Here is a 20,283-nt window from a genome sequence, read left to right as displayed (position 1 = left end):
AAGATTGGGAGGATTGGATGAATATCAATACGGCACGGCACACAACCTTGGCACCGGTGATGAATATCGAGGACCTGCGCGCCTTCATGAAGCGCGAGTTTCCGCAGCTTGGCGACAGTTTCGAGATTGTTGCAATCGATGAAGGTTCCGCCACGATGCGCCTTCACGCCGATGAGCAACATTTGCGCCCCGGCGGCACGGTCTCAGGTCCTGCACTTTTTGCGCTGGCGGATGTCGCAGCCTATGCCGCTATTCTGGCGCATATCGGGCCTGTCGCGCTGGCGGTGACCACAAATCTCAACATCAATTTCCTGCGCAAGCCTTCGCCCGGCGCGGTAGAAGCTGTTGCGCGGCTTCTGAAGCTTGGAAAACGTCTCGCCGTTCTCGATATCAGCCTGACCGATGGTGTTACCGGCGAGCTGGTGGCGCATGCGACGGCCACCTATTCGATCCCACCACGTTAAAAAACATAAGGTATTATAATACCAAATATGCAAGTCATTGATTTTGTTGTTATTTTAAAATCATCACGCAAAGGCGGGGCTTGACGACGGGGCAGAGTTTGTGTATCGACCCGCCGGAAGCGAGCGAAACTTAACTTTTGCACGCCCGTTCGGGTTGGATAGCTCCAACACAAGCAACAAAAAAAGCCCTGATACAATGTCGGGGATTAGTCTAAGGAAGACTTCAATGGCAACTTTTTCTCAGAAGCCGGCTGAAGTGGTGAAGAAGTGGGTACTGATCGACGCCGAAGGTCTCGTCGTTGGTCGTCTCGCAACTATCGTCGCCAATCGCCTGCGTGGCAAGCACAAAGCAACCTTCACCCCGCATGTTGACGATGGCGACAATGTCATCATCATCAATGCCGACAAGGTTGTTCTGACCGGCAAGAAGTACACTGACAAGGTTTATTACTGGCACACCGGCCATCCGGGCGGCATCAAGGAGCGCACTGCTCGCCAGATTCTCGAAGGCCGTTTCCCGGAACGCGTTGTCGAGAAGGCTATTGAGCGTATGATCCCACGCGGTCCGCTCGGCCGTCGCCAGATGAAGAACCTGCGCGTTTATGCAGGTCCGAACCATCAGCATGAAGCTCAGCAGCCGGAAGTCCTCGACGTCGCAGCGCTGAACCGCAAGAACAAAGGGAATGCATAATCATGGCTGAGCAGCTCAACTCGCTCGAAGAACTCGGCACTGTTGCCAAGACCGAAGCTGCCGCTCCGGTTCACGTCCAGAAGCTGGACGCACAGGGCCGCGCTTATGCCACCGGCAAGCGTAAGGACGCCGTTGCACGCGTTTGGGTCAAGCCGGGCTCCGGCAAGATCACCGTCAACGACAAGGAATTCGAAAAGTATTTCGCACGTCCGGTCCTGCAGATGATCCTTCAGCAGCCGATCATCGCTTCGAACCGCTTTGGCCAGTTCGACATCGTTGCTACCGTTGCTGGTGGTGGCCTGTCCGGTCAGGCTGGCGCCGTTCGTCACGGCATCTCGAAGGCCCTCACCTACTACGAACCGGGCCTGCGCACGGTTCTCAAGAAGGGTGGCTTCCTGACCCGCGATAGCCGCGTTGTTGAACGTAAGAAGTACGGTAAGGCCAAGGCTCGCCGTTCCTTCCAGTTCTCGAAGCGCTAATCCGCTTCAAGGAATATTCCCAAGCGCTCCGGCGCTTGGGATCAAATTTTCGAACGGCAATATTCTACCGTTTGGACTTACAAAAAAAGCGAGCCGCAAGGCTCGCTTTTTTGGTTTCAACACCCCTCCGATCCCTATTCACAGGAGGCTCATTTAAGCTATTTTTATTCTACTAGTTTTTTATCTATATAAATTTTAATAATATTAATCAGAGTATTTATTTTGACCTATATTTTTAATAGAAAAACCAATTCTTTGTTGGCTGCGATCACCTCTATTATTTCTATATTTTCCACTACGGCTTACTCACAGAGCATAACCGATAATGACGAAAGGACCTACTTCAACAGGGCCATCATCTTCGGCGACAGCCTGAGCGATAACGGCACATTCAACGATTGGATCGTTAAAAAGATTAAGAGAAGAATCACCACTGACGGGCGCTTCAGCAATGGATGGGTCTGGAACGAATATCTCTTTCCAAACCAGAAAAGAGGCACGGCATTCATGATATTTCGGTTGCGCAACGGCGATTTCGGAAGCAATACCCCGAACGGCGATGCCAATGTAAACTATGCTATCGGCGGCACGAAATATCAGGATGCCGGTTTCCCGGAATCGTTGATTGTTCCATCCATTGCAGATGAAGTGGAAGAATTCATTCACGGGAATAATTCCATTTCCCCTCATACTCTTGTCCCTCTATGGGCGGGCGGCAATGACGCCATGGACGCGCTCGACGACGGCGTCTCGACCCGAGTAAAGGCGGAATTCAGCGGAAACGAATTATCCGGAGCGCTGGAACGCCTTTATCGCGCAGGCGCACGGCAGTTCCTTGTGCCCGACTTGCCCGACTTTTCAAAAGTTCCACGTTATGCGAACTCGCACGGCATTCCTTCCAAGGCTGCAACAGAAGATTTCAACAACGCCATCGCCGACAGCATAGCCGCCTTCAGGAAAAAACACCCCGACGCCGTGGTCTATGCGCCTAAAGTAGCCAACATACTGGATATGGTTATTAAATATCCCGGCATTTTCGGCTTCACCAATGCGACGGGCAATTGCGTGGGCACGCCCTCATGTTTGAATCAGCCGCGGGGCTCAGCATTACAGAACGAATATGTTTTCTGGGATGACATTCATCCCACGACACGGACACACAACTACATTGCCAATTACATGCGGGAATATTGGTCGAACCCTGAATTGGCGGGTTTCTACGTCCGGTCTCCCGACGGACTTTTCAAGACCGAGCGCAACATTTTCTTTCCCACATCCGATAAGATCGTATCGGGCTATCTGGATGGAGACAGATCGCTCTACAAGATGCAGTCTGGCAAGCTGACGCTGACGGGCGAAAACAAATATACCGGCAACAGCTTCGTTCTCGAAGGCGGATTGGAGCTTGGCAATGGCGGCAAAACTGGGTCCATTATCGGCGATGTCGACTTGATGCAGAAAGATGCGTTTCTGTCGTTCAACCGCAGCAATCTGCTGAGTTTCGATGGCAAAATTACCGGCGATGGCCGCGTACAACAGGTCGGACAGGGCATTACAATCTTGGGAGGCCAGAACAGCTATAAAGGGACGACCGACATCTACGCTGGCGAATTGATGGTCAACGGTTCGATTACCTCTCCGGTTCTGGTTCATTCCGGCGGCACGCTAAGTGGCACGGGCTTTACCGGAGGTATAACAGCGGGAAATGGTGCTCATGTCGCGCCGGGCGATTTCCGTACATCCGGCACGAAGACATTGAAAGCCAATGGCGACATAGACCTGAAAGAAGGCAGCACTCTCGATATCGGCGTGGGTGCTGATGGCAGCACATCCCTGCTCTATGGCAGCAATCGAGCGCAGCTTGCGGGTGGTGTCGTGTTTGACGGCGACAGGAAGCGCGTACCGTTGACTGTTGACGAGATCATCGCAAGATTGGGCAAAAGCAGCGTCTTCCTGAAAGCAGACAATGGCATCACGGGGCGCTTCAATAAGGTTTCACCGACATATAATTTCATCGGCGAAGAGCTTGATTATAAAAAAAATGAAGTCGGCGTCACCTTTGTAAAGCAGGAAAAAAGGTTCTCAGTATATGCGGCAAACAATCAGCAACGAAATGTTGCCGACGCATTGCAGGCGCTCGGCCAGCACAATAAGCTCTACAAGAACGTGTTCACCTCACGCGTCGAGGACAATGTGTCGGAAGCCTATACTCAACTGTCCGGCGACATTTATGCATCCACGCTGACCTCGCTTCTTTATGACAACCAGTTGCCTCGCGAAGCGGTGATGCAGCGTATGAATGGCCTGTCTGTCAGGCGTTTCACCCATTCGGCGAATGCGCTCGATGCGCTGCTTAAGAACGGCGTTTGGGGACAGGCCTATAATTCGAGAGCGCATTTCAAGAGCGACGGCGAAGCGCAGGGTATGAGCCGTAGTGCTACCGGCTTCATAACCGGCATTGACGGCGAGGTGTCCGACGACTGGCAATTGGGGATGTTCGCTGGTTACATGCAATCCTCGCTCAATAGTGGCCTGTCGTCTGCGAAGATCGATAGTTTTCAGGTGGGTGCCTATGGCGGCTATGCATGGCAGAATTTCAATCTGACTTTTGGCGGCAATGCCAATCTGCACGATATTGATAGCCGCCGCACGATCCGCTTCAGCGAAATCGCTAATGATAATCGCGCGAGTTACAAGGCCAGCAGTTTCCAGGGATTTGCGGAACTCGGTTACAATATCGGCACCAAGCTGACGCTGCTGGAACCCTTCGCGGGGATTTCCTACGCTTATGCCAAGACCAATGGCTTCACTGAAAACGAGGCTGTGACCGCCCTCTCCGGCTCTGGAGCAACCAGCAGCCTGTTGAGCAACTATCTCGGCATCCGTCTTTCGAACAATTATGCGATCTCCGAGAATACCAGCGTCAATACGAGGCTCGCTCTCGGCTGGCAGCACAATAGCTATACCCAACCGGAGACAATGCTGAGCTTTGGAAATGAGTCCGGTTTCGTGGTTGCCGGGCTGCCTCTCGACCGCAACCTGTTCTACGCGCAAGCCGGTCTGGACTTCAATCTGACGCACAACACGTCTCTCGGACTGCATTATCGGGGGCAATTCGCAAATAAAGCGCAGGACCACGCATTCAAAGTGAACCTTGCGGTTAACTTCTAACGCGCCAAGAACCCGCGTTCATCGCTTCTGACCTACGGAAAAGCGGGCTTTCGGGCCCGCTTTTTGTTATGGATTTCAGGAATCAGCCAGCAAGGAGCCAGCGCGATGTCATCCGACCGCTTTGCCATTACACCAGAGCCGCCTTATTACGTCGTGACCTTTGCCTCGCAGCGCATTGGTGACGACGATGGCTATGGCGATATGGCTGTGCGCATGGCCGAACTCGCGGCGCAACAACCCGGCTATCTGGGTGTGGAAAGCGCTCGCGATGCGGAAGGCTTCGGCATTACAAATTCATTCTGGACGGATGAAGACAGCATTAGGGCGTGGAAGCGTGAAGTGGACCATCTCGTGGCGCAAAAGCTTGGTCGCCAGCAATGGTATGAAACCTATCGCGTCCGTATTGGTCGTATCGAACGCGCCTACGGCTTCGATCGGGATTAAAACCTCTTCCCAATTTCTCAAATGACCGGTTATAGAAGTCTGAGCTTCATCGGGAAACGGCCATGCCATCCAAGACCATTGATCACGCATTTACCGCACGCAGCCTGACAAGCGCTGCGACAGACCCGACCCATGCGGGCGTGCTGTCTTTCATGCGGCGCGTCTATACGAAATCGCTCAAAGGCGCGGAAGCTGTTGTCTGGGGCATTCCGTTCGACGCTGCGGTATCCAACAGGCCCGGCGCGCGTTTCGGTCCGCAGGCCATCCGGCGTGCATCGGCCATTTTCGACAATGACCCGCAATATCCGTTCCAGCGCGACCTGTTCGAAAATCTCGCCGTCATCGACTATGGCGACTGCCTGCTCGACTATGGCAATCATTATAAGACCCCGGCCACGATCGAGCGCGAAGCGGCGAAGATCCTGAAATCCGATGCATTTTTGCTGACACTTGGCGGCGATCATTTCGTGACATGGCCGCTTCTGAAAGCCCATGCCGCGAAATACGGCCCGCTGGCGCTGGTGCAGTTCGATGCGCATCAGGACACGTGGTTCGATGACGGCAAGCGGATCGATCATGGCTCTTTCGTTGCCCGCGCTGTGCGCGACGGCATTATCGACCCGGACCACTCCATTCAGGTCGGTATTCGCACCCATGCGCCGGAAGATTGCGGCATCAGGATCATTTACGGCCACGAAGTCGAAGACATGACGGCGGCGGAGATTGCCGACGCCATTCTAAAGCGCACGGCTGGCAAGAAGAGCTATCTGACATTCGATATCGATTGCCTTGATCCTGCTTTTGCGCCCGGCACGGGCACACCGGTTGCTGGCGGCCCTTCGTCCGCCAAAATGCTGTCGATCCTGCGCAAGCTCACGCCGCTTGACTTTGTCGGCGCGGATGTGGTCGAGGTTGCACCAGCTTATGATCATGCCGATATTACGGCTATCGCTGGAGCCACAATCGCAATGTATTATCTGGGTCTGCTGGCAGAGAAAAAGGAACGACGATGACGGCGCCGCTTTTGCGCGGTTGAGAAATTGATTCAAGCGGTTGAAAAACCGATTCCGGAATTTGTCGTAACTTTATGAAATCAAAAGGCAAAAGCATGAAACCGAAAATCTTCATCGATGGCGAACACGGCACCACCGGCCTGCAAATCCGCAGCCGTCTGGCCGAGCGCGACGATCTTGAAGTGATTTCAATCCCGGAAGCCGAGCGGCGCAACAAGGATTTGCGCGCCGACTATCTGCGCTCTGCCGACATTGCCATTCTGTGCCTGCCTGACGATGCATCGAAAGAAGCCGTTTCCCTGCTTCGGGACCATAATTCGACCCGGATCATCGATACGTCGACCGCATTCCGCGTGCATCTGGAATGGGCCTATGGCTTTGCCGAACTGGCCAAAGGCCAGCGCGAGCGCATTGCCGAGGCGCGCCTTGTCGCCAACCCGGGCTGCTATCCGACTGGCGCAATTGCGCTCATTCGTCCGCTGCGTGACGCTGGGCTGTTGCCGCCTGACTATCCCGTTAGCGTCAATGCCGTTTCCGGTTATACGGGCGGCGGCAAGCAGCTGATTGCCCAGATGGAAGACAAGAACAGTCCGGACTATCTGGCCTCCAACAACTTCCTTTACGGTCTGCCGCTGCATCACAAGCATGTGCCGGAATTGCAGCTGCATGGACGCCTTGACCGTCGCCCGATCTTCAGCCCGAGCGTCGGACGTTTCCCACAAGGCATGATCGTGCAGGTTCCGCTGTTCCTGAATGAGCTTGAAGGCAGGCCATCGCTTGCAAAGGTTCACGCTGCCTTGAGCGCGCATTATGCCGGTCAGGACATCGTCGAAGTCGTACCTCTGGAAGAAAGCGCCAAGCTCCCGCGCGTCGATGCGGAAGAGCTTGCTGGCAAGGACGGCATGAAGCTCTTTGTCTTCGGCACCGAAGGCGACGATCAGGTCAATCTGGTCGCCCTGCTCGACAATCTCGGCAAGGGCGCTTCGGGTGCGGCAGTGCAGAACATGAACCTTATGCTCGGCAAAGCCTGATGACGATTGAACCGGTATTCCCTGACGAATGGAATATCGGTTCGTTCGAACCACTGGCGGATACGCATTCAAGCCTCGTCTGGAAGGTCGAACGCATCGATCACCCGGGGGAGGTTTTTGTTATCAAGCAGTTGAAGCCAGCCGGAATGGAGGAAATGCGCGGCGCGCATTATCTGCGCTGGCAGGATGGACATGGCGCGGCCCGTCTTTACGATCTGAAAGGCACGTCGATGCTGCTCGAATATGCGGGCAGCTATCATCTTGATCAACACCTCAAAGACGGACACGATGCGGATTGTCTGGTGATTTTCGGGCAGGTTCTGGCCGCGCTGCATACGCCCTCGCCCGAGCCTGTGCCGTCAGATCTGCAACCGCTCGACAAGCATTTCTCCGGCCTTTTCGCCGTCGCAGACCAGACGCCGCTTTATGCGGAGGCTACAGCGCTTGCAAGGCAACTGCTGACGGCACCGCACCAGCCCATTCCGCTGCACGGCGACATTCATCACGAAAACATCCTGCAAGGGCCGCGCGGCTGGCTTGCCATCGATCCGCACGGACTGGTCGGTGATGCGGCTTTCGATGCCGCCAATATCTTTTACAATCCGCTGGATCGTGACGATCTCTGCCTCGACCTCGATCGTGCCAAGCGCATGGCCGAGCATTTCGCGCCGATCATCGGTCGCGCGCCGTCCTATATTCTTGATTATGCCTTTGCCTATGGCTGTCTTTCAGCCGCGTGGCACCGCGAGGACGGCAATGATGCCGACGAAGCGCGGGAACTGAAGATCGCCACCGCGCTGAGATATTTGCGCCAGACGGCCTATCCCGCGTAAGCGCCCTTGGTTGCGCGCCAATGCGCAACCGCGAAAGCCAGCACGATCAGTGCGACGAACTGGTGCGTGAGGCCCATATGCAGCGGCACACTCATCAGCAACGTTCCGATACCGATGACGGCCTGCACCAGAACGAGACCGAGCAGCACAATCGTCCGCCGCGCATGGGTCGTACCCGGCGCTTCTTTCCAGACTTGAACGGTGTGGAGAATGGTGAGAACCAGAACCGTATAGGCAAACATGCGATGCACGAACTGCACGGTTTTCGGGTTTTCGAACAGATTACGCCACCATGGCGACTGGATGAACAGATCGGATGGGATAATCGCGCCATCCATCAAAGGCCAGGTGTTGAAGGTGAGACCAGCATGCAGCCCGGCCACCAGACCACCAAGATAGATCTGCACCAGAACGGCAAAGACCAGCCATCCGGCAAAGCGCTGCACCGACCGCTCTGCCGGGCGCTCCGTATAGGTCACAAGCCCTCTCGCAATGGAGAAGACCGCCGTAATAATCACGCAGGCCGTCGTGAGGTGGATCGCAAGCCGGTATTGGCTGACGCTGGTAAGCTCGCTGAGACCCGATGCGACCATCCACCAGCCAATCGCGCCCTGAAACCCGCCCAACGCCAGAAGACCCAGCATACGGTATTTCAGCCCGCCTTTCAGACGACCCGTCGCCCAGAAGAAGATGAGCGGCACGGCCACGAGGAAACCGACGAAGCGGGCCAGCAGGCGATGCGCCCATTCCCACCAGAAAATATACTGAAACTCTTCAAGGGCCATGCCCTTGTTGATCTGCTGATATTGCGGGATTTGGCGGTATTTATCGAATTCTTCCACCCATTCCGCATGGTTGAGCGGGGGAATAACACCGTGGATCGGCTTCCATTCGGTGATGGACAGGCCAGACCCGGTCATACGGGTGGCGCCGCCCACCATGACGATGGCGATCAGCACAACGAAAACCGCATAAAGCCAGTAGCGCACAAGACGCCGGTCGCGTTCGTCCTTCGACGTTCTTGAGCTTCGCTCTCCGCGCTGCGCCATCGATGCTGCCGTCATGCCATTCATCCTTCAAAACATCTGGAGGGATACATGCAGCATCGACCCGTGAGTTACAAGGCAAGCCCACGCGACATGCCGCCGCGTTTTTTACCCTTTCACAGACAAGGTCCAGCGGTTAGTGATGGTGCGGGGAAAAGGAGAGACGCAATCATGCCCGTAAGGCTGAAGAAACTGATCGGCACATTTCTGCTGGTAACGCTGGTCATCGTCTATGCGATTCTGGCCACGATTATCGCCGTCGCGCATCTCGGCAATTCTCCGGCATGGGTGCATCTGCTCTATTTCATAGCGTCGGGCCTGCTTTGGGTTCTGCCTGCCATGGCTATCATCTGGTGGATGGCGCAGCCGCCGCGTAAAAAGCAGCTCTGACATTATTTCGAGGGGCGCATTGCAGTATGACTGAGCGGGGCAAAATAGCGGGATCGGCCACGCTTACGGAACGCATCATCAGCGATTTTTCCGAAATCGAGCGTCTCTGGGCGACAGTGCCAGCCTTGCACGGCGCACCACAGTCCTTTGACTGGATCGATTGCTGGCACCGTTGCGTCAACAGCGACTGTTTCGTCGCCGGAATTTTCGATGCCGATCGCCCCGTCTTTCTCCTGCCTCTGGAAGTTATCCGCCAGAATGGCATGAGAATCGCGCGCTATCCCGGCGGCAACCATGCCAATGGTAATTTCCCGTGGTTGAATCGGGCACAGGCATCCTCAGTCAGCCGCAAGGCGCTGGAGCGGCTTGTTGCCATCATTCGCAAGGAACGACCGGATATCGACGCTCTGTCACTGACGCGACAGCTTGAAGCCGTTGACGATATCGACAATCCGCTTTTTGCGCTGGGACAGAAACGCAACCCCAACCCGGTGCTGATGGTCGCGCTCGATGGCGGTTTTGATGCAGTGCTGGATCGCACCAACCGTCGCCGGAGATTGAAAAAGCATCGTCAGCACGAACGCCGCTATGAAGAGGCAGGCGGCTGGCGCATTGAAAAGCCGCGGACACGGGCCGAATCCGACCAAGTTCTCGATCTTTACTTTGCCATGAAAGCCGGGCGTTTTCGGCAGATGGGCATAACCGACCCGTTTGCCGACAAAGCCGTGCAGACATTTTTCAAAGCGCTTTATGGACAGGCTCTCGCGGCACCGGCACCACTATGCGAACTACGGTTTCTGGAAGTGGGTGGTATTATCCGCTCCATCGTCGGCAAGAACCTGACCGATAGCGGACCAACTGCCGAATTTGCCGCCATTGCCGATGATGATATGGCGCATGCCAGCCCCGGCGAGTTTCTCTTCTTCGAAGATATTAAGCGTTGTTGCGATGCCGGTTATGCGGCCTACAGCTTCGGCGTGGGCGATGAGCCCTACAAGCGCGACTGGTGCGATATCGAGCTTGAAATCTTCGACACTGTTCTGCCGCTGTCGGCAAAAGGCAGGCTCTTTGTGGCGCTGCAATCCACTCGCAGCGCTATTGCCAGCACAATCAAGCGCAATCCCCGACTCTGGCGGCTCGCCAAGCGTATACGGGCAAAGCTTGCCCGGAGATAAGTTGCGATTTTGAATCAGCTTGCCGGTTTAAAATGCTGTTTTTGAATCGAATTACGCACGTGGCTGCTGGTTTTTATCGTCCATGAGAATAACGACATCCTCATAGCCGCCCTGATCGAGATCGAGCGCAGCAAGAGCAACGTCATTGTTCTCCGGATCGACAATGCTCATCACAACCGTCGCATTGTCTTCGGCGACACGGCGAATCTGTGCGGCGGAAGACGGGCCGCATTCCACAATCACGAAGTCATAAACGGTCTCAAGTGCATCGAGGATCAGCGGCAGGCGATCAACGGAGCGCATGGCTTCAACCGGGTCTGCCGCACCCAGCGGCACAACATGCGCCTGCGAGAAACGGTCGCTATGAATGACTTCATTGAAGCGCTTCTCGCCGATCAGAAGTTCGGTAATGCCGGGTAGCTTGTGCCCATCCAGCATTGCACTGCCCACCGTACCCTGCGCGGTCATATCCACCAGCAGAGCACGCTTGCCACGGTCAGCCAGATCGCGCAACAGACGCACAGTCGTTGCTGATGCTTCATCACCTTCCGGTGAAACCACCACGATGCGCTTGTCGCGACCGTCGAGCAGACGATTGGCAATGGCTTCCACGCCGTTCGGGTTCTTCGGTGCAGGCATGATCGTCTCCTTCGCCGTAGGCGCAGGTGTCGTCCGTGCGTCAGAGCCAGACGATCTTGTTATAAAAGGCACTGTCCAGGAACGGCGCGGAGCAACGGTTCCCTCTCCCTGTTCGGATGCCGTTGGTGGAACGGCGGCAGCTTCGGCAGCGGCCGTAATAACCGGCATTTCGATTTCCTCAACCGCCTCGACGCGTCTGCCGTCAGTCGTGACGAATGCACGTCCGCTAAACAGTTCACGCAGCAGCACGAAGATCGAGAGCAGCAGCAAGCCCGCCGCAAATGTTGCGGCAACCGTTGGCAGAACCATTGGGAAATAGGGAAGCGCTGGCGTATCGCCCGACAGAATGCGGGCATCGACAGGCACATAATTGCGATCGATACGCGAAGCTGCTTCGCGATAACGGGTCAGATAGGTTTCCAGAAGCTGGCGCTGTGCCGCCGCTTCGCGCTCAAGCGCACGCAGCTCAACTTCCTGATCGCCAGCCTGTGCGGCCTGCGACTGGACGCGATTCAGTTCGCGGGTCAGCTCATCTTCACGCAGCTGCGCCGTGGTGACATCGTTTTCAAGGCTGGCGAGCAGCTTACGGCCTTCCGCCTTGGTCTGGCGGTCGAGATCAACGAGCTGCGAGCGCAGCGCCTTGATGCGTGGATGACCATCGAGAAGAGTGGTCGACAGATCGGCAATCTGTGCATTCAGCTCGATGCGACGCTCTGCCAGCCGCTGCATCATGCCGGACGCCACCACCTCCGGCAGCGTATCGACCGGCGTACCAGCCGCCAGCGCCTTGCGAACACTTGCCGCCCTAGCCTCCGCCGTGGCGCGATCAGAGCGAACGCGGGTCAGTTCCGTCGAAACTTCAGAAAGCTGCTGCGAAGCAATTGTGTTATTGGTCTGACCGGTCAGCAGTCCCCGCGAGGCGCGGTAATCTGCGACTTTCTTTTCGGCATCGCGCACATGCGTCCGCAGGTCGTCGATTTCCGGCGCCAGCCAGTTGGTGGCATCGTCATTGGATTGCAGCTTCGCCGCACTCTGCAATGCGATATATTCTTCAGCAATCGTATTGGCAATTTGTGCTGCCAACTGCGGATTGGCAGACGTGTACTGCACCGCGATAACGCGTGAGCCGGTGATATTGTACACTTGCAAGTGCTTGCGCAGCCGCAGCAGAACCCGCTCGTCCCGAGACAATTTCTCGGGATCGGCTATCATGCCGAGAAGAATAAGAACTCGGCTGTAAGGCCTTACTGCGATTGAGGTAAAAGCTTCATTGTTCGGCAGGTTCAGCTTGTCTGAAACCCGGCGCAGGAGATCGTTCGACGTCAGAATCTCGATCTGGCTCTTCACGCCTTCCGGGTCCAGCAACGGACGCTCGGCGGGGTTGTCACCATTGGGCCGTGTGAAGACAGACTCGCGGGTTTCGATAATGATGCGGGTTTCTGCGCGATAATCCGGCGTCAAAAGCAGACAAATGACCCATGCCAGCGCCGCCATCAACAGAGCGCCGCCAACAATCAAAAGCCAGTTACGACGCAAGCTTCCAAAAAGCGCGCCTATATCGATGTCTGCGTCTTTCAACGACGAATCGACTTCCGCCATTTCGTTACTCCGCAGGCGCCCGTCGATTACTGACAATCGTCATTCCCATCCAGGTCGCATACCCATTTTCGGGCCGAAAAGTAAACGCTTAAGGTAACCATAGGGTTAAGCGCTGAGATTTCAGCGATATTCAAGCATCCGCTAACACACGCCTCCGCAAGGCCGTTTTCTATAGCTCCTACGACCTCCCAATACTTCTGCCGCTGTACCCTTCCCCTTCTTGCGGAAAGTTTTTTGATCATCTCGACGCATCTTTACCAGCCATTAACCCTAATCAATCGATAACGCAGTGACAGGAATTCATCTGGTTGTGCTTCGGTATTGATCAGTTTCCATAAATGCGGGCGATGCTTTTCGGGGATACCGAGGCGAGACATGATGGCGAAGAAAATTCACAACAAGCGTACAGGCCGTGCTTTGCTCACGGCGCTCGGTCTTGCGGCGATCACTCTGTCGTCGGCCTGCACGAGCTACCGCCCTGCACCGCCAGCCTTTCATGAAGCGCTGAACCAGCCTTATATGCTGGATGCGGGTGACCGCGTGCGCATCACCGTTTTCGAACAGGCAAGTCTGACCAACACCTATAGTGTCGATCAGGCAGGCTATGTGGCTTTCCCGCTCGTCGGCAGCATTCCAGCGCGCGGCAAGACCGCGAAGCAGCTTGAAGGGCTGATCGCGTCGAAATTGCGCGGTGGCTACCTGCGCGACCCGGATGTCAGCGTCGAGATCGACCGTTATCGTCCAATCTTCGTGATGGGCGAAGTGGGCGCAGCCGGGCAATATTCCTATGTGCCGGGCATGACCGTCCAGAAGGCGATTGCAGCTGCAGGCGGTTTCAGCCCGCGCGCCAATCAGGAAAATGCCGACATCACCCGCCAGTTTAACGGCAAGGTGCTGACGGGCCGGGTTCTGATCTCCGATCCGATCCTGCCTGGCGATACGATTTATGTCCGCGAACGTCTGTTCTGATGGCGATTGATGGCTGATGACGACACTGTTTCCCCTCTGCGTATCGTCCACTGCTTTCGCGAGCCCGCTGGCGGATTGTTCCGCCATGTCCGCGATCTGGTCGCTGCACAGGCGGAAAAAGGTCACCTTGTCGGGCTCGTCTGCGATGCAACAACAGGCGGTCCAAGAGAGGATGCGCTTCTAGAAGAATTGCGGCCAAAGCTTGCGCTTGGCCTGCATAGAATTGCCATGCAGCGCCATATTGGTATCGGCGATGCAGCGGCGGCTCTTAAAGCATACCGCGTTGTCAAGAAATTGCGGCCGGACATTTTGCACGGGCATGGCGCCAAAGGCGGCGTCTATGCCCGGTTGTTCGGCTCTGTTCTACGGGTTTTTAAGTCTCGCGTAGCCCGTATCTATTCACCGCATGGCGGAAGCCTGCATTTTGACCGGAAGACGCGCCGCGGCGGCGCTGTCTTTCTGGTCGAGCGGCTTCTGGCACCCTTGACCGATGCGGTGATGTTCGTTTCCAATTTTGAGAAACGAACCTATGAAGAAAAGGTCGGGAGGCCCCATGGCCTCCATGCAGTCGTCTATAACGGCCTTGCTGACGATGAATTCATACCCGTAGCCGATACGCCCGACGCCAGCGACCTTCTGTTCGTCGGCACGATGCGTGATCTGAAAGGCCCGGACATTCTGATCCGCGCCTTGGCGGAGCTTCGCGATCAGGATGGCCTGTCACTCAGCGCAACCATTGTCGGAGACGGTTCCGAAAAACCAGTCTTTATAGCGCTTGCAGCCGAGCTTGGTCTCGGAGAACACGTCCATTTTCTGCCCGGCATGGCGGCGCGAGATGCATTTGCGCTTGGCCGCATGATGGTCATCCCTTCCCGTGCAGAGGCTTTCCCCTATATTGTATTGGAAGCACTTGCCGCCGGGAAAACCGTCATCGCCAGCCGCGTTGGTGGCATTCCCGAAATATTCGGCCCCGCGTCTCCGGCATTGTTTGAACCGGCAGTGGAAGCGCTTGTCGCTAAAATCCGGGAAACGAGGGGCGGAAAAGACAGTTTCAGCGCGCAAATGCCGGATAATTCGCGACTTCGTGAACGATTTGGAGTTCAGTCCATGGCGCATTCTATAGAATTGATTTACCGTGAAACGCATTCGTGAGTACTGAGCGGGTCCGATACCTGCGTACTCAGAGATTTCTTAGGAATCTGACGATACACATACTCCTGTAAACTGATAAGCGGGACATTATCGTGCGGGACAATGATGCTTTTTCTCCATTTGGACGCAAGGCCATCGAGGCCAGCGCCAAGCAGGATTCGAAGCCGCAAGAACCGGTGGAACTCAGCCCCCTGGCGCAGAGCATAGCTGCGCAATACAGGCGGGACACGTTTTCGCCGCTCATGCTGAGCGGCGTTGTGCGTCTGGTCGAGTTCGGCCTCATCTTCCTGATGGGCATATTGAGCCTCGGCTATTATGTCGGGCTTCAGAGCAATTATCTGCTTTACTACCCACTGATCATCATCGCTGGCGGCGTGCTCTATGTTGCTCTGATGGAAATCAATGACGGCTATCAGGTCAATATTCTCCGAAGCCCCACCCACCATCTGCGTCGGCTGATCATCAGCTGGGCGGCAACGCTTGGCACGCTTGCAGTGCTCGGTTTTCTTTTCAAGGTTTCTGCCCATTTCTCACGCGGCTGGTTCCTCATCTGGGCGGTCAGCGCCATTGCCGTCATTCTGATTTCCCGCCTGATCATTGCGTGGAAAATCCGACGCTGGGCCCGCAATGGCACCATGGAACGCCGTGCAGTGATCGTCGGCGGCGGCCCCAATGCCGAAGCGTTGATCCGTTCACTCGAACAACAGCCAGACAACGATATCCGCATCTGCGGTATTTTCGACGACCGTGACGACAAGCGCTCGCCGCCTGTCGTTGCCGGTTATCCGAAGCTCGGCAACATCAACGAACTGATCGAGTTTGCGCGTATCGCGCATATCGATCTGCTGATCGTCTCGCTGCCGATCAGTGCCGAGGCGCGCGTTTTGGCACTCCTCAAGAAGCTCTGGGTGCTGCCCGTTGATATTCGCCTGTCGGCGCTCAACAACCACCTGCGCTTCCGTCCACGCTCCTATTCCTATGTCGGCTCGGTGCCGATGCTGGATATTTTCGACAAGCCGATCAACGACTGGGATTCCGTCGCCAAGCGCATTTTCGACATTGCCTTCAGTATTGTCGGGATCATTGTTCTGTCGCCGATCATGATTGGCACCGCCATCGCCATCAAACTCGACAGCAAGGGGCCGGTTTTCTTCAAGCAGAAGCGCCATGGCTTCAACAATGAAGTCATCAATGTCTGGAAGTTCCGGTCGATGTACACCGAGCAGTGCGACCCGACGGCACGCAACGCAGTGACAAAGAACGATCCACGTGTCACCCGCGTCGGTCGCTTCATCCGCAAGACGTCTATCGACGAGTTGCCGCAGTTCTTCAACGTTATCGCCGGGTCGCTGTCGCTGGTTGGCCCACGCCCTCATGCGGTGGCGGCGCATTCCAACAATCTTCTCTATAACGAAGTTGTTGACGGCTATTTCGCACGCCATCGCGTCAAGCCGGGTGTGACCGGCTGGGCCCAGATCAATGGCTGGCGTGGCGAGATTGACAATGAAGAGAAGATCACGATGCGCACCGAATACGACCTCTATTACATCGAAAACTGGTCGCTCTGGTTCGATCTCAAGATCCTCTTCCTGACGCCCATTCGGCTTCTCAATACGGAAAATGCCTATTGAGCCAGCCAGCGCCCATAGCCGCGCCGATGCATAATCCAGCGTCCACCGTTGGCGTGACCGTGCATCAGCGTCGGGCGCTGAACCGCCTGATGGTCAATTTAGCAGTGGGATTTGGGGTTTTTCTGCTGGGCTTTGTGCTCGGTGAGCCTGCGCCTTATGAAGTCTATATGGCCGGCTTGATTGCCGTTGCGCTGCTGTTCGGGCTTCGCCTGAGCCGAACTAACCTCGTTCTGCTCGCTATTTTCGCCGTGTTCAACTTTGGCGGCGTCATCTCGACCTTGCAGATGCCCGACCTGAAAAATGCGCCGCTCTATATCGCCGTTTCCCTGTTTCTCGCTTTAACCTCGGTGTTCTTCGCCGCAATGATCGAGATGGATTACCGGAGATTGCAAACAATCTTCAAAGCCTACCTTTTTGTTGGCCTGATAGCGGCTTTTCTCGGCATTGCGGGCTATCTCAACCTTTTTCCGGGTGCTGATCTCTTCACGCGCTACGGGCGCGCCAAGGGCGCTTTTCAGGACCCGAACGTGTTCGGTCCATTTCTCATTTTGCCGCTTAGCTGGACCGTTTATCGCATTCTCACCGGACGTGCGCGCGACATGCTGGTCTATGTGCCTGCTGCCGCCTTTTTGACACTCGGTGTACTGTTCTCTTTCTCGCGCGCAGCCTGGGCCATGGTGCCCCTCGCCTGTCTGGTCATCCTGCTCACGCTATTTCTGCAAACCAACAATAACCGCTTTCGCTTGCGCCTCATCCTGATTGCATTGCTGGCGGTTGCCGTTGTTGTGGTCGGGTTGCTGATCCTCATTGAAATCCCCGGCATCGGAGATTTCTTCCTGCAGCGCGCACAGCTCGAACAAAGCTATGACGCCGACCGCATGGGGCGCTTTGCACGCCACTGGTATGGCATGGTGCTTTCCACGCAGCATCCGCTCGGTATCGGGCCGCTGGAATTCGGCCCTATGTTCGGCGAAGACACGCACAATAACTGGCTCAAAGCCGCGCTCGATTATGGCTGGATCGGCTTTACTGCTTTCGTCACGCTGACATTCATGACGCTGGGCATCGGTTTTCGCCTGCTGTTCCGTAACAGACCATGGCAGCCCTTTCTGCTCTGCGCCTATGCGACTTATCTGGGACATGTGCTGATCGGCAATGTTATCGATACCGACCATTGGCGGCATTTCTATCTGCTGTTCGGGATCATCTGGGGATGTGCCGGGCTTGAATATAAATATCGGCGTCAGACTGGCCTGCCCCGCGCTTCTGCGTCAATTGCCCGCCCACAGGCACGCGCATAGGAGCAACCTTGCAGTTCATCATCTACGCCGCCGCCGCAGTCTGCGAAATCGCCGGTTGCTTCGCCTTCTGGGCCTGGCTGAAACTCGACAAGTCGCCGCTCTGGCTCATTCCCGGCATGGCGTCGCTGGCGCTCTTTGCCTATTTCCTGACACTGATCGAGAGCGATACGGCAGGCCGCGCCTATGCGGCCTATGGCGGCATCTACATCGTCGCGTCCATTGTGTGGATATGGGGGGCTGAAGGTGCAAAGCCGGACCGCTGGGATATCACCGGCGCATGCGTGGCTCTGGCAGGCACCTGCATCATCCTGCTCGCACCACGGACTTGAGCGATACTGGTAGTTTTCCAGAGATCAATTGTGCGCATTTTGCCTTTTCGCCACTTTTAGGGCTTGCGGAAAATTCCTTTGCATTCTAAGGCTTTCCCCGGCTCGGAGCGTAGCGCAGCCCGGTAGCGCACTTGACTGGGGGTCAAGGGGTCGTGGGTTCGTTATACGGAGTCAACGAAAGTGTTCATCACTGAGCTTTTTTCCTTCGGGCAGTAGCGCAGCCCGGTAGCGCACTTGACTGGGGGTCAAGGGGTCGTGGGTTCGAATCCCGCCTGCCCGACGGAAAGAAGCTCAGTGATATCAATTATTTACCCAATTCGTTGATGCTCATCTTTACGTTACCCTAAAAAGAATGCTCGACTGTCGAACGACTATCTGCACGTGTCCGACTGAACGGAATATCCGGAATCCGGTTGGACTGTACACTCGCGGATAACTTATTGATAAAAAGAGATAATTTTTATTCTTCGTCGCCCAAAAACAGTGACTTGTTCTCTGTTGAACACTTTATTGCGTTATTGGACGGGCTACAACCAACAATTGGGCATTGCGCAGGCTCTGATGCAGTTCCGTTTTGATGGTCTATGCTATTTCTACTATTAGATCCCATCGAAATCCGTTCAATCCTTGTTCCCACTTATAACCAAATGGATTGCAGATAATTCGGCTTCGTCCAATTTGAATGTCGAAAGCATGATGCGTGTGCCCGCAGATCCATAGAGCGGGTGCTAGTTCAGAGTGGAGGATGTCATCGAAGGCATCTGATCCGCACGCAAACAAATAGTTGCCGATTGAGTGTGCATAGACTGGTGGTGTGCAATCAGAGTGTGGCATGTGATGTGTGAGAACAACCGTGGGACCAGTAAAATGTTCTGTTAGTTTTTGCCGAATGTAAGCGGCATCTGACAGGTGTAGATCGAGCATATTTTCGGGCGTGAATGACTTCCCGTTTTTCATGCGGATCGCACGGAAGTCATTCAGTATTGCTCGCGCTTCTTGCATTCGCCGCGCTAGATCAGACTTTAGGGAGAGATTCATCTGAAAATCTACCCATAAGCTAGCCCCAACGAATCTGATGTCGTCGATAATCACCTCGTCCTGATCAAGGCAGTAAAACCGCTGCGGCCACTCCAAAGAGAGGGCTTCGATTGTCTTGATCGTTTGCCTGTCACTCTCCAAAGACCGTTCTCGATCATTCATGAGCCATTTGTTCTGATAGAATTCGTGGTTGCCGGGGACATAGATGATGGGCTTCTCATAGTGCCTGATCAAGAATTCCAGCGTGATGTGAAGGTCAGGCGCTGCATTGAGATCGCCCGCAATGATGATCATATCGCATTCTGGCGCGTTCTCACGCGACGGATAGTCGACTTCTTGCAGTTCATGGTGGACGTCAGACCAGATCCAAAGTTTCATTCCCTTATCCCTTTGTTGTCCGCAATTGCCGACAGTTCTCATGCCAGATTTCCTCTGGCAGGCGCTGACGTCTTTCAGCTTGTACGCAGCGAAACTCAAACTGCGATGTCAGTCGGCGACGTGCAGCACGATGTACGTTTTTCTCAATTACCGATGTCTTTTTGGCCCAGTCGGTAAAAGCGGCTGAATGTGCGAGCGTAGTTTCTGTCGAGATCGAGAAGCCAAAGTTCTGAAGTGATGCCATTAGGCACGATTTGTCCGAGCCGAGGATGTTCGAATAATACACCCTCTAAGCAAGTTGCGCGGCGTGCGCTGAGCTTCCAGCATGTTATGGCTGGAGAATTTGAAAGTTGGCGCTCATCTGGATGTTCACCGTTGAATATGCGTTCAAGATCCGTGACCAAGGCCTTCAGCATATCGATTTCGATTTCCAGTTGTTCGCGATTGTATTTTCCGTTTTTGATTATGACAGCCATAATAATAAGATCCTGAAGAATGAAGAAATGAGGG

19 protein-coding genes and 1 tRNA gene are annotated in these 20,283 nt (G+C 55.2%); 16 read left to right on the top strand and 4 right to left on the bottom strand.

Translation table 11 applies throughout. The features are described from left to right. Positions 1-17: 17 nt before the first annotated feature. From FHW03_RS08595 to FHW03_RS08555, 8 genes are all read left to right on the top strand, one after another. A complete protein-coding gene (locus FHW03_RS08595) occupies positions 18-464 on the top strand; it encodes a PaaI family thioesterase (protein ID WP_182520260.1) in 447 nt (148 codons plus the stop codon). Positions 465-690: 226 nt separating this feature from the next. Next, on the top strand, positions 691-1,155 hold the full coding sequence (gene rplM, locus FHW03_RS08590) for a 50S ribosomal protein L13 (RefSeq protein ID WP_182520259.1): 465 nt from the start codon (positions 691-693) through the stop codon (positions 1,153-1,155). 2 nt (positions 1,156-1,157) lie between these two features. Continuing rightward, a complete protein-coding gene (rpsI, locus tag FHW03_RS08585; RefSeq protein WP_182520258.1) occupies positions 1,158-1,634 on the top strand; it encodes a 30S ribosomal protein S9 in 477 nt (158 codons plus the stop codon). Positions 1,635-1,856: 222 nt separating this feature from the next. Then, positions 1,857-4,805 carry an autotransporter domain-containing protein gene (locus tag FHW03_RS08575; RefSeq protein WP_377514440.1) on the top strand — a complete coding sequence of 983 codons (2,949 nt, stop codon included), beginning with the start codon at positions 1,857-1,859 and terminating at the stop codon, positions 4,803-4,805. A 105-nt stretch (positions 4,806-4,910) separates the two neighbouring features. Beyond that, entirely contained in the window at positions 4,911-5,249 is a 339-nt protein-coding gene (locus tag FHW03_RS08570) for an antibiotic biosynthesis monooxygenase (protein WP_182520255.1), read from the top strand. 62 nt (positions 5,250-5,311) lie between these two features. Further along, positions 5,312-6,262, top strand: a complete 951-nt coding sequence (gene speB / locus FHW03_RS08565) for an agmatinase (protein ID WP_182520254.1) — start codon at positions 5,312-5,314, stop codon at positions 6,260-6,262. 95 nt (positions 6,263-6,357) lie between these two features. Further along, positions 6,358-7,293 carry an N-acetyl-gamma-glutamyl-phosphate reductase gene (gene argC / locus FHW03_RS08560; protein WP_182520253.1) on the top strand — a complete coding sequence of 312 codons (936 nt, stop codon included), beginning with the start codon at positions 6,358-6,360 and terminating at the stop codon, positions 7,291-7,293. Then, the gene (locus tag FHW03_RS08555; protein ID WP_182520252.1) at positions 7,293-8,126 is read left to right on the top strand and encodes an aminoglycoside phosphotransferase family protein; all 834 of its coding nucleotides are present in this window, start codon (positions 7,293-7,295) and stop codon (positions 8,124-8,126) included. Before argC ends, FHW03_RS08555 begins: the two co-directional genes overlap by 1 nt. On the opposite strand, the gene FHW03_RS08550 is transcribed toward FHW03_RS08555, so the two are convergent. Further along, the gene (locus FHW03_RS08550; RefSeq protein ID WP_182520251.1) at positions 8,114-9,190 is read right to left on the bottom strand and encodes a COX15/CtaA family protein; all 1,077 of its coding nucleotides are present in this window, start codon (positions 9,188-9,190) and stop codon (positions 8,114-8,116) included. The two genes, FHW03_RS08555 and FHW03_RS08550, sit on opposite strands and share 13 nt — an antisense overlap. 153 nt (positions 9,191-9,343) lie before the next feature. Here FHW03_RS08550 and FHW03_RS08545 point away from each other — a divergent pair, with 153 nt between their 5' ends. Both FHW03_RS08545 and FHW03_RS08540 read left to right on the top strand, forming a co-directional pair. Then, positions 9,344-9,562 carry a DUF2842 domain-containing protein gene (locus FHW03_RS08545; protein ID WP_078340522.1) on the top strand — a complete coding sequence of 73 codons (219 nt, stop codon included), beginning with the start codon at positions 9,344-9,346 and terminating at the stop codon, positions 9,560-9,562. 26 nt (positions 9,563-9,588) lie between these two features. Next, positions 9,589-10,737 carry a GNAT family N-acetyltransferase gene (locus tag FHW03_RS08540; RefSeq protein WP_182520250.1) on the top strand — a complete coding sequence of 383 codons (1,149 nt, stop codon included), beginning with the start codon at positions 9,589-9,591 and terminating at the stop codon, positions 10,735-10,737. Between the two features lie 51 nt (positions 10,738-10,788). Here FHW03_RS08540 and FHW03_RS08535 read toward each other — a convergent pair whose 3' ends face one another. Then, complete coding sequence (locus tag FHW03_RS08535; RefSeq protein WP_182520249.1) at positions 10,789-12,975, bottom strand: exopolysaccharide transport family protein; 2,187 nt, start codon at positions 12,973-12,975, stop codon at positions 10,789-10,791. 378 nt (positions 12,976-13,353) lie between these two features. Here FHW03_RS08535 and FHW03_RS08530 point away from each other — a divergent pair, with 378 nt between their 5' ends. The 6 genes from FHW03_RS08530 (at position 13,354) to FHW03_RS08505 (ending at position 18,637) form a co-directional block, all read left to right on the top strand. Further along, entirely contained in the window at positions 13,354-13,944 is a 591-nt protein-coding gene (locus tag FHW03_RS08530; protein WP_377514531.1) for a polysaccharide biosynthesis/export family protein, read from the top strand. A gap of 9 nt (positions 13,945-13,953) precedes the next feature. After that, a complete protein-coding gene (locus FHW03_RS08525; RefSeq protein ID WP_182520247.1) occupies positions 13,954-15,096 on the top strand; it encodes a glycosyltransferase family 4 protein in 1,143 nt (380 codons plus the stop codon). Between the two features lie 92 nt (positions 15,097-15,188). After that, positions 15,189-16,727: an undecaprenyl-phosphate glucose phosphotransferase gene (locus tag FHW03_RS08520; protein ID WP_182520246.1), complete on the top strand. Its 1,539-nt coding sequence runs from the start codon at positions 15,189-15,191 to the stop codon at positions 16,725-16,727. A 26-nt stretch (positions 16,728-16,753) separates the two neighbouring features. Continuing rightward, entirely contained in the window at positions 16,754-18,028 is a 1,275-nt protein-coding gene (locus FHW03_RS08515) for an O-antigen ligase family protein (RefSeq protein ID WP_182520472.1), read from the top strand. Between the two features lie 8 nt (positions 18,029-18,036). Then, positions 18,037-18,357, top strand: coding sequence for a YnfA family protein (locus FHW03_RS08510; RefSeq protein WP_182520245.1), 321 nt, complete (start codon positions 18,037-18,039; stop codon positions 18,355-18,357). A gap of 206 nt (positions 18,358-18,563) precedes the next feature. Beyond that, a tRNA-Pro gene (locus tag FHW03_RS08505) sits at positions 18,564-18,637 on the top strand. 302 nt (positions 18,638-18,939) lie between these two features. Here FHW03_RS08505 and FHW03_RS08500 read toward each other — a convergent pair. Together FHW03_RS08500 and FHW03_RS08495 are read right to left on the bottom strand one after the other, a co-directional pair. Continuing rightward, positions 18,940-19,815 carry a metallophosphoesterase gene (locus tag FHW03_RS08500; protein ID WP_353391538.1) on the bottom strand — a complete coding sequence of 292 codons (876 nt, stop codon included), beginning with the start codon at positions 19,813-19,815 and terminating at the stop codon, positions 18,940-18,942. Positions 19,816-19,916: 101 nt separating this feature from the next. Beyond that, positions 19,917-20,249 carry a hypothetical protein gene (locus FHW03_RS08495; RefSeq protein WP_235909067.1) on the bottom strand — a complete coding sequence of 111 codons (333 nt, stop codon included), beginning with the start codon at positions 20,247-20,249 and terminating at the stop codon, positions 19,917-19,919. Positions 20,250-20,283: the final 34 nt, after the last annotated feature.

This window comes from Ochrobactrum sp. RH2CCR150, assembly GCA_014138095.1.
In the GTDB taxonomy this organism is placed as follows: Bacteria; Pseudomonadota; Alphaproteobacteria; order Rhizobiales; family Rhizobiaceae; genus Brucella; species Brucella gambitense.
Note: the sequence above shows the minus strand (reverse complement) of the source record. Positions and strands in the feature narration are given on the sequence as shown.

Coding starts and splice junctions, on each gene's coding strand:
- FHW03_RS08555 (WP_182520252.1), top strand. CDS start 7,293: ATGACGATTGAACCGGTATTCCCTGACGAATGGAATATCGGTTCGTTC.
- FHW03_RS08550 (WP_182520251.1), bottom strand. CDS start 9,190: ATGACGGCAGCATCGATGGCGCAGCGCGGAGAGCGAAGCTCAAGAACG.
- argC (WP_182520253.1), top strand. CDS start 6,358: ATGAAACCGAAAATCTTCATCGATGGCGAACACGGCACCACCGGCCTG.
- speB (WP_182520254.1), top strand. CDS start 5,312: ATGCCATCCAAGACCATTGATCACGCATTTACCGCACGCAGCCTGACA.
- FHW03_RS08515 (WP_182520472.1), top strand. CDS start 16,754: ATGCATAATCCAGCGTCCACCGTTGGCGTGACCGTGCATCAGCGTCGG.
- FHW03_RS08535 (WP_182520249.1), bottom strand. CDS start 12,975: ATGGCGGAAGTCGATTCGTCGTTGAAAGACGCAGACATCGATATAGGC.
- FHW03_RS08595 (WP_182520260.1), top strand. CDS start 18: ATGAATATCAATACGGCACGGCACACAACCTTGGCACCGGTGATGAAT.
- FHW03_RS08495 (WP_235909067.1), bottom strand. CDS start 20,249: ATGGCTGTCATAATCAAAAACGGAAAATACAATCGCGAACAACTGGAA.
- FHW03_RS08500 (WP_353391538.1), bottom strand. CDS start 19,815: ATGAGAACTGTCGGCAATTGCGGACAACAAAGGGATAAGGGAATGAAA.
- FHW03_RS08525 (WP_182520247.1), top strand. CDS start 13,954: ATGGCTGATGACGACACTGTTTCCCCTCTGCGTATCGTCCACTGCTTT.
- rplM (WP_182520259.1), top strand. CDS start 691: ATGGCAACTTTTTCTCAGAAGCCGGCTGAAGTGGTGAAGAAGTGGGTA.
- rpsI (WP_182520258.1), top strand. CDS start 1,158: ATGGCTGAGCAGCTCAACTCGCTCGAAGAACTCGGCACTGTTGCCAAG.
- FHW03_RS08530 (WP_377514531.1), top strand. CDS start 13,354: ATGGCGAAGAAAATTCACAACAAGCGTACAGGCCGTGCTTTGCTCACG.
- FHW03_RS08540 (WP_182520250.1), top strand. CDS start 9,589: ATGACTGAGCGGGGCAAAATAGCGGGATCGGCCACGCTTACGGAACGC.
- FHW03_RS08545 (WP_078340522.1), top strand. CDS start 9,344: ATGCCCGTAAGGCTGAAGAAACTGATCGGCACATTTCTGCTGGTAACG.
- FHW03_RS08570 (WP_182520255.1), top strand. CDS start 4,911: ATGTCATCCGACCGCTTTGCCATTACACCAGAGCCGCCTTATTACGTC.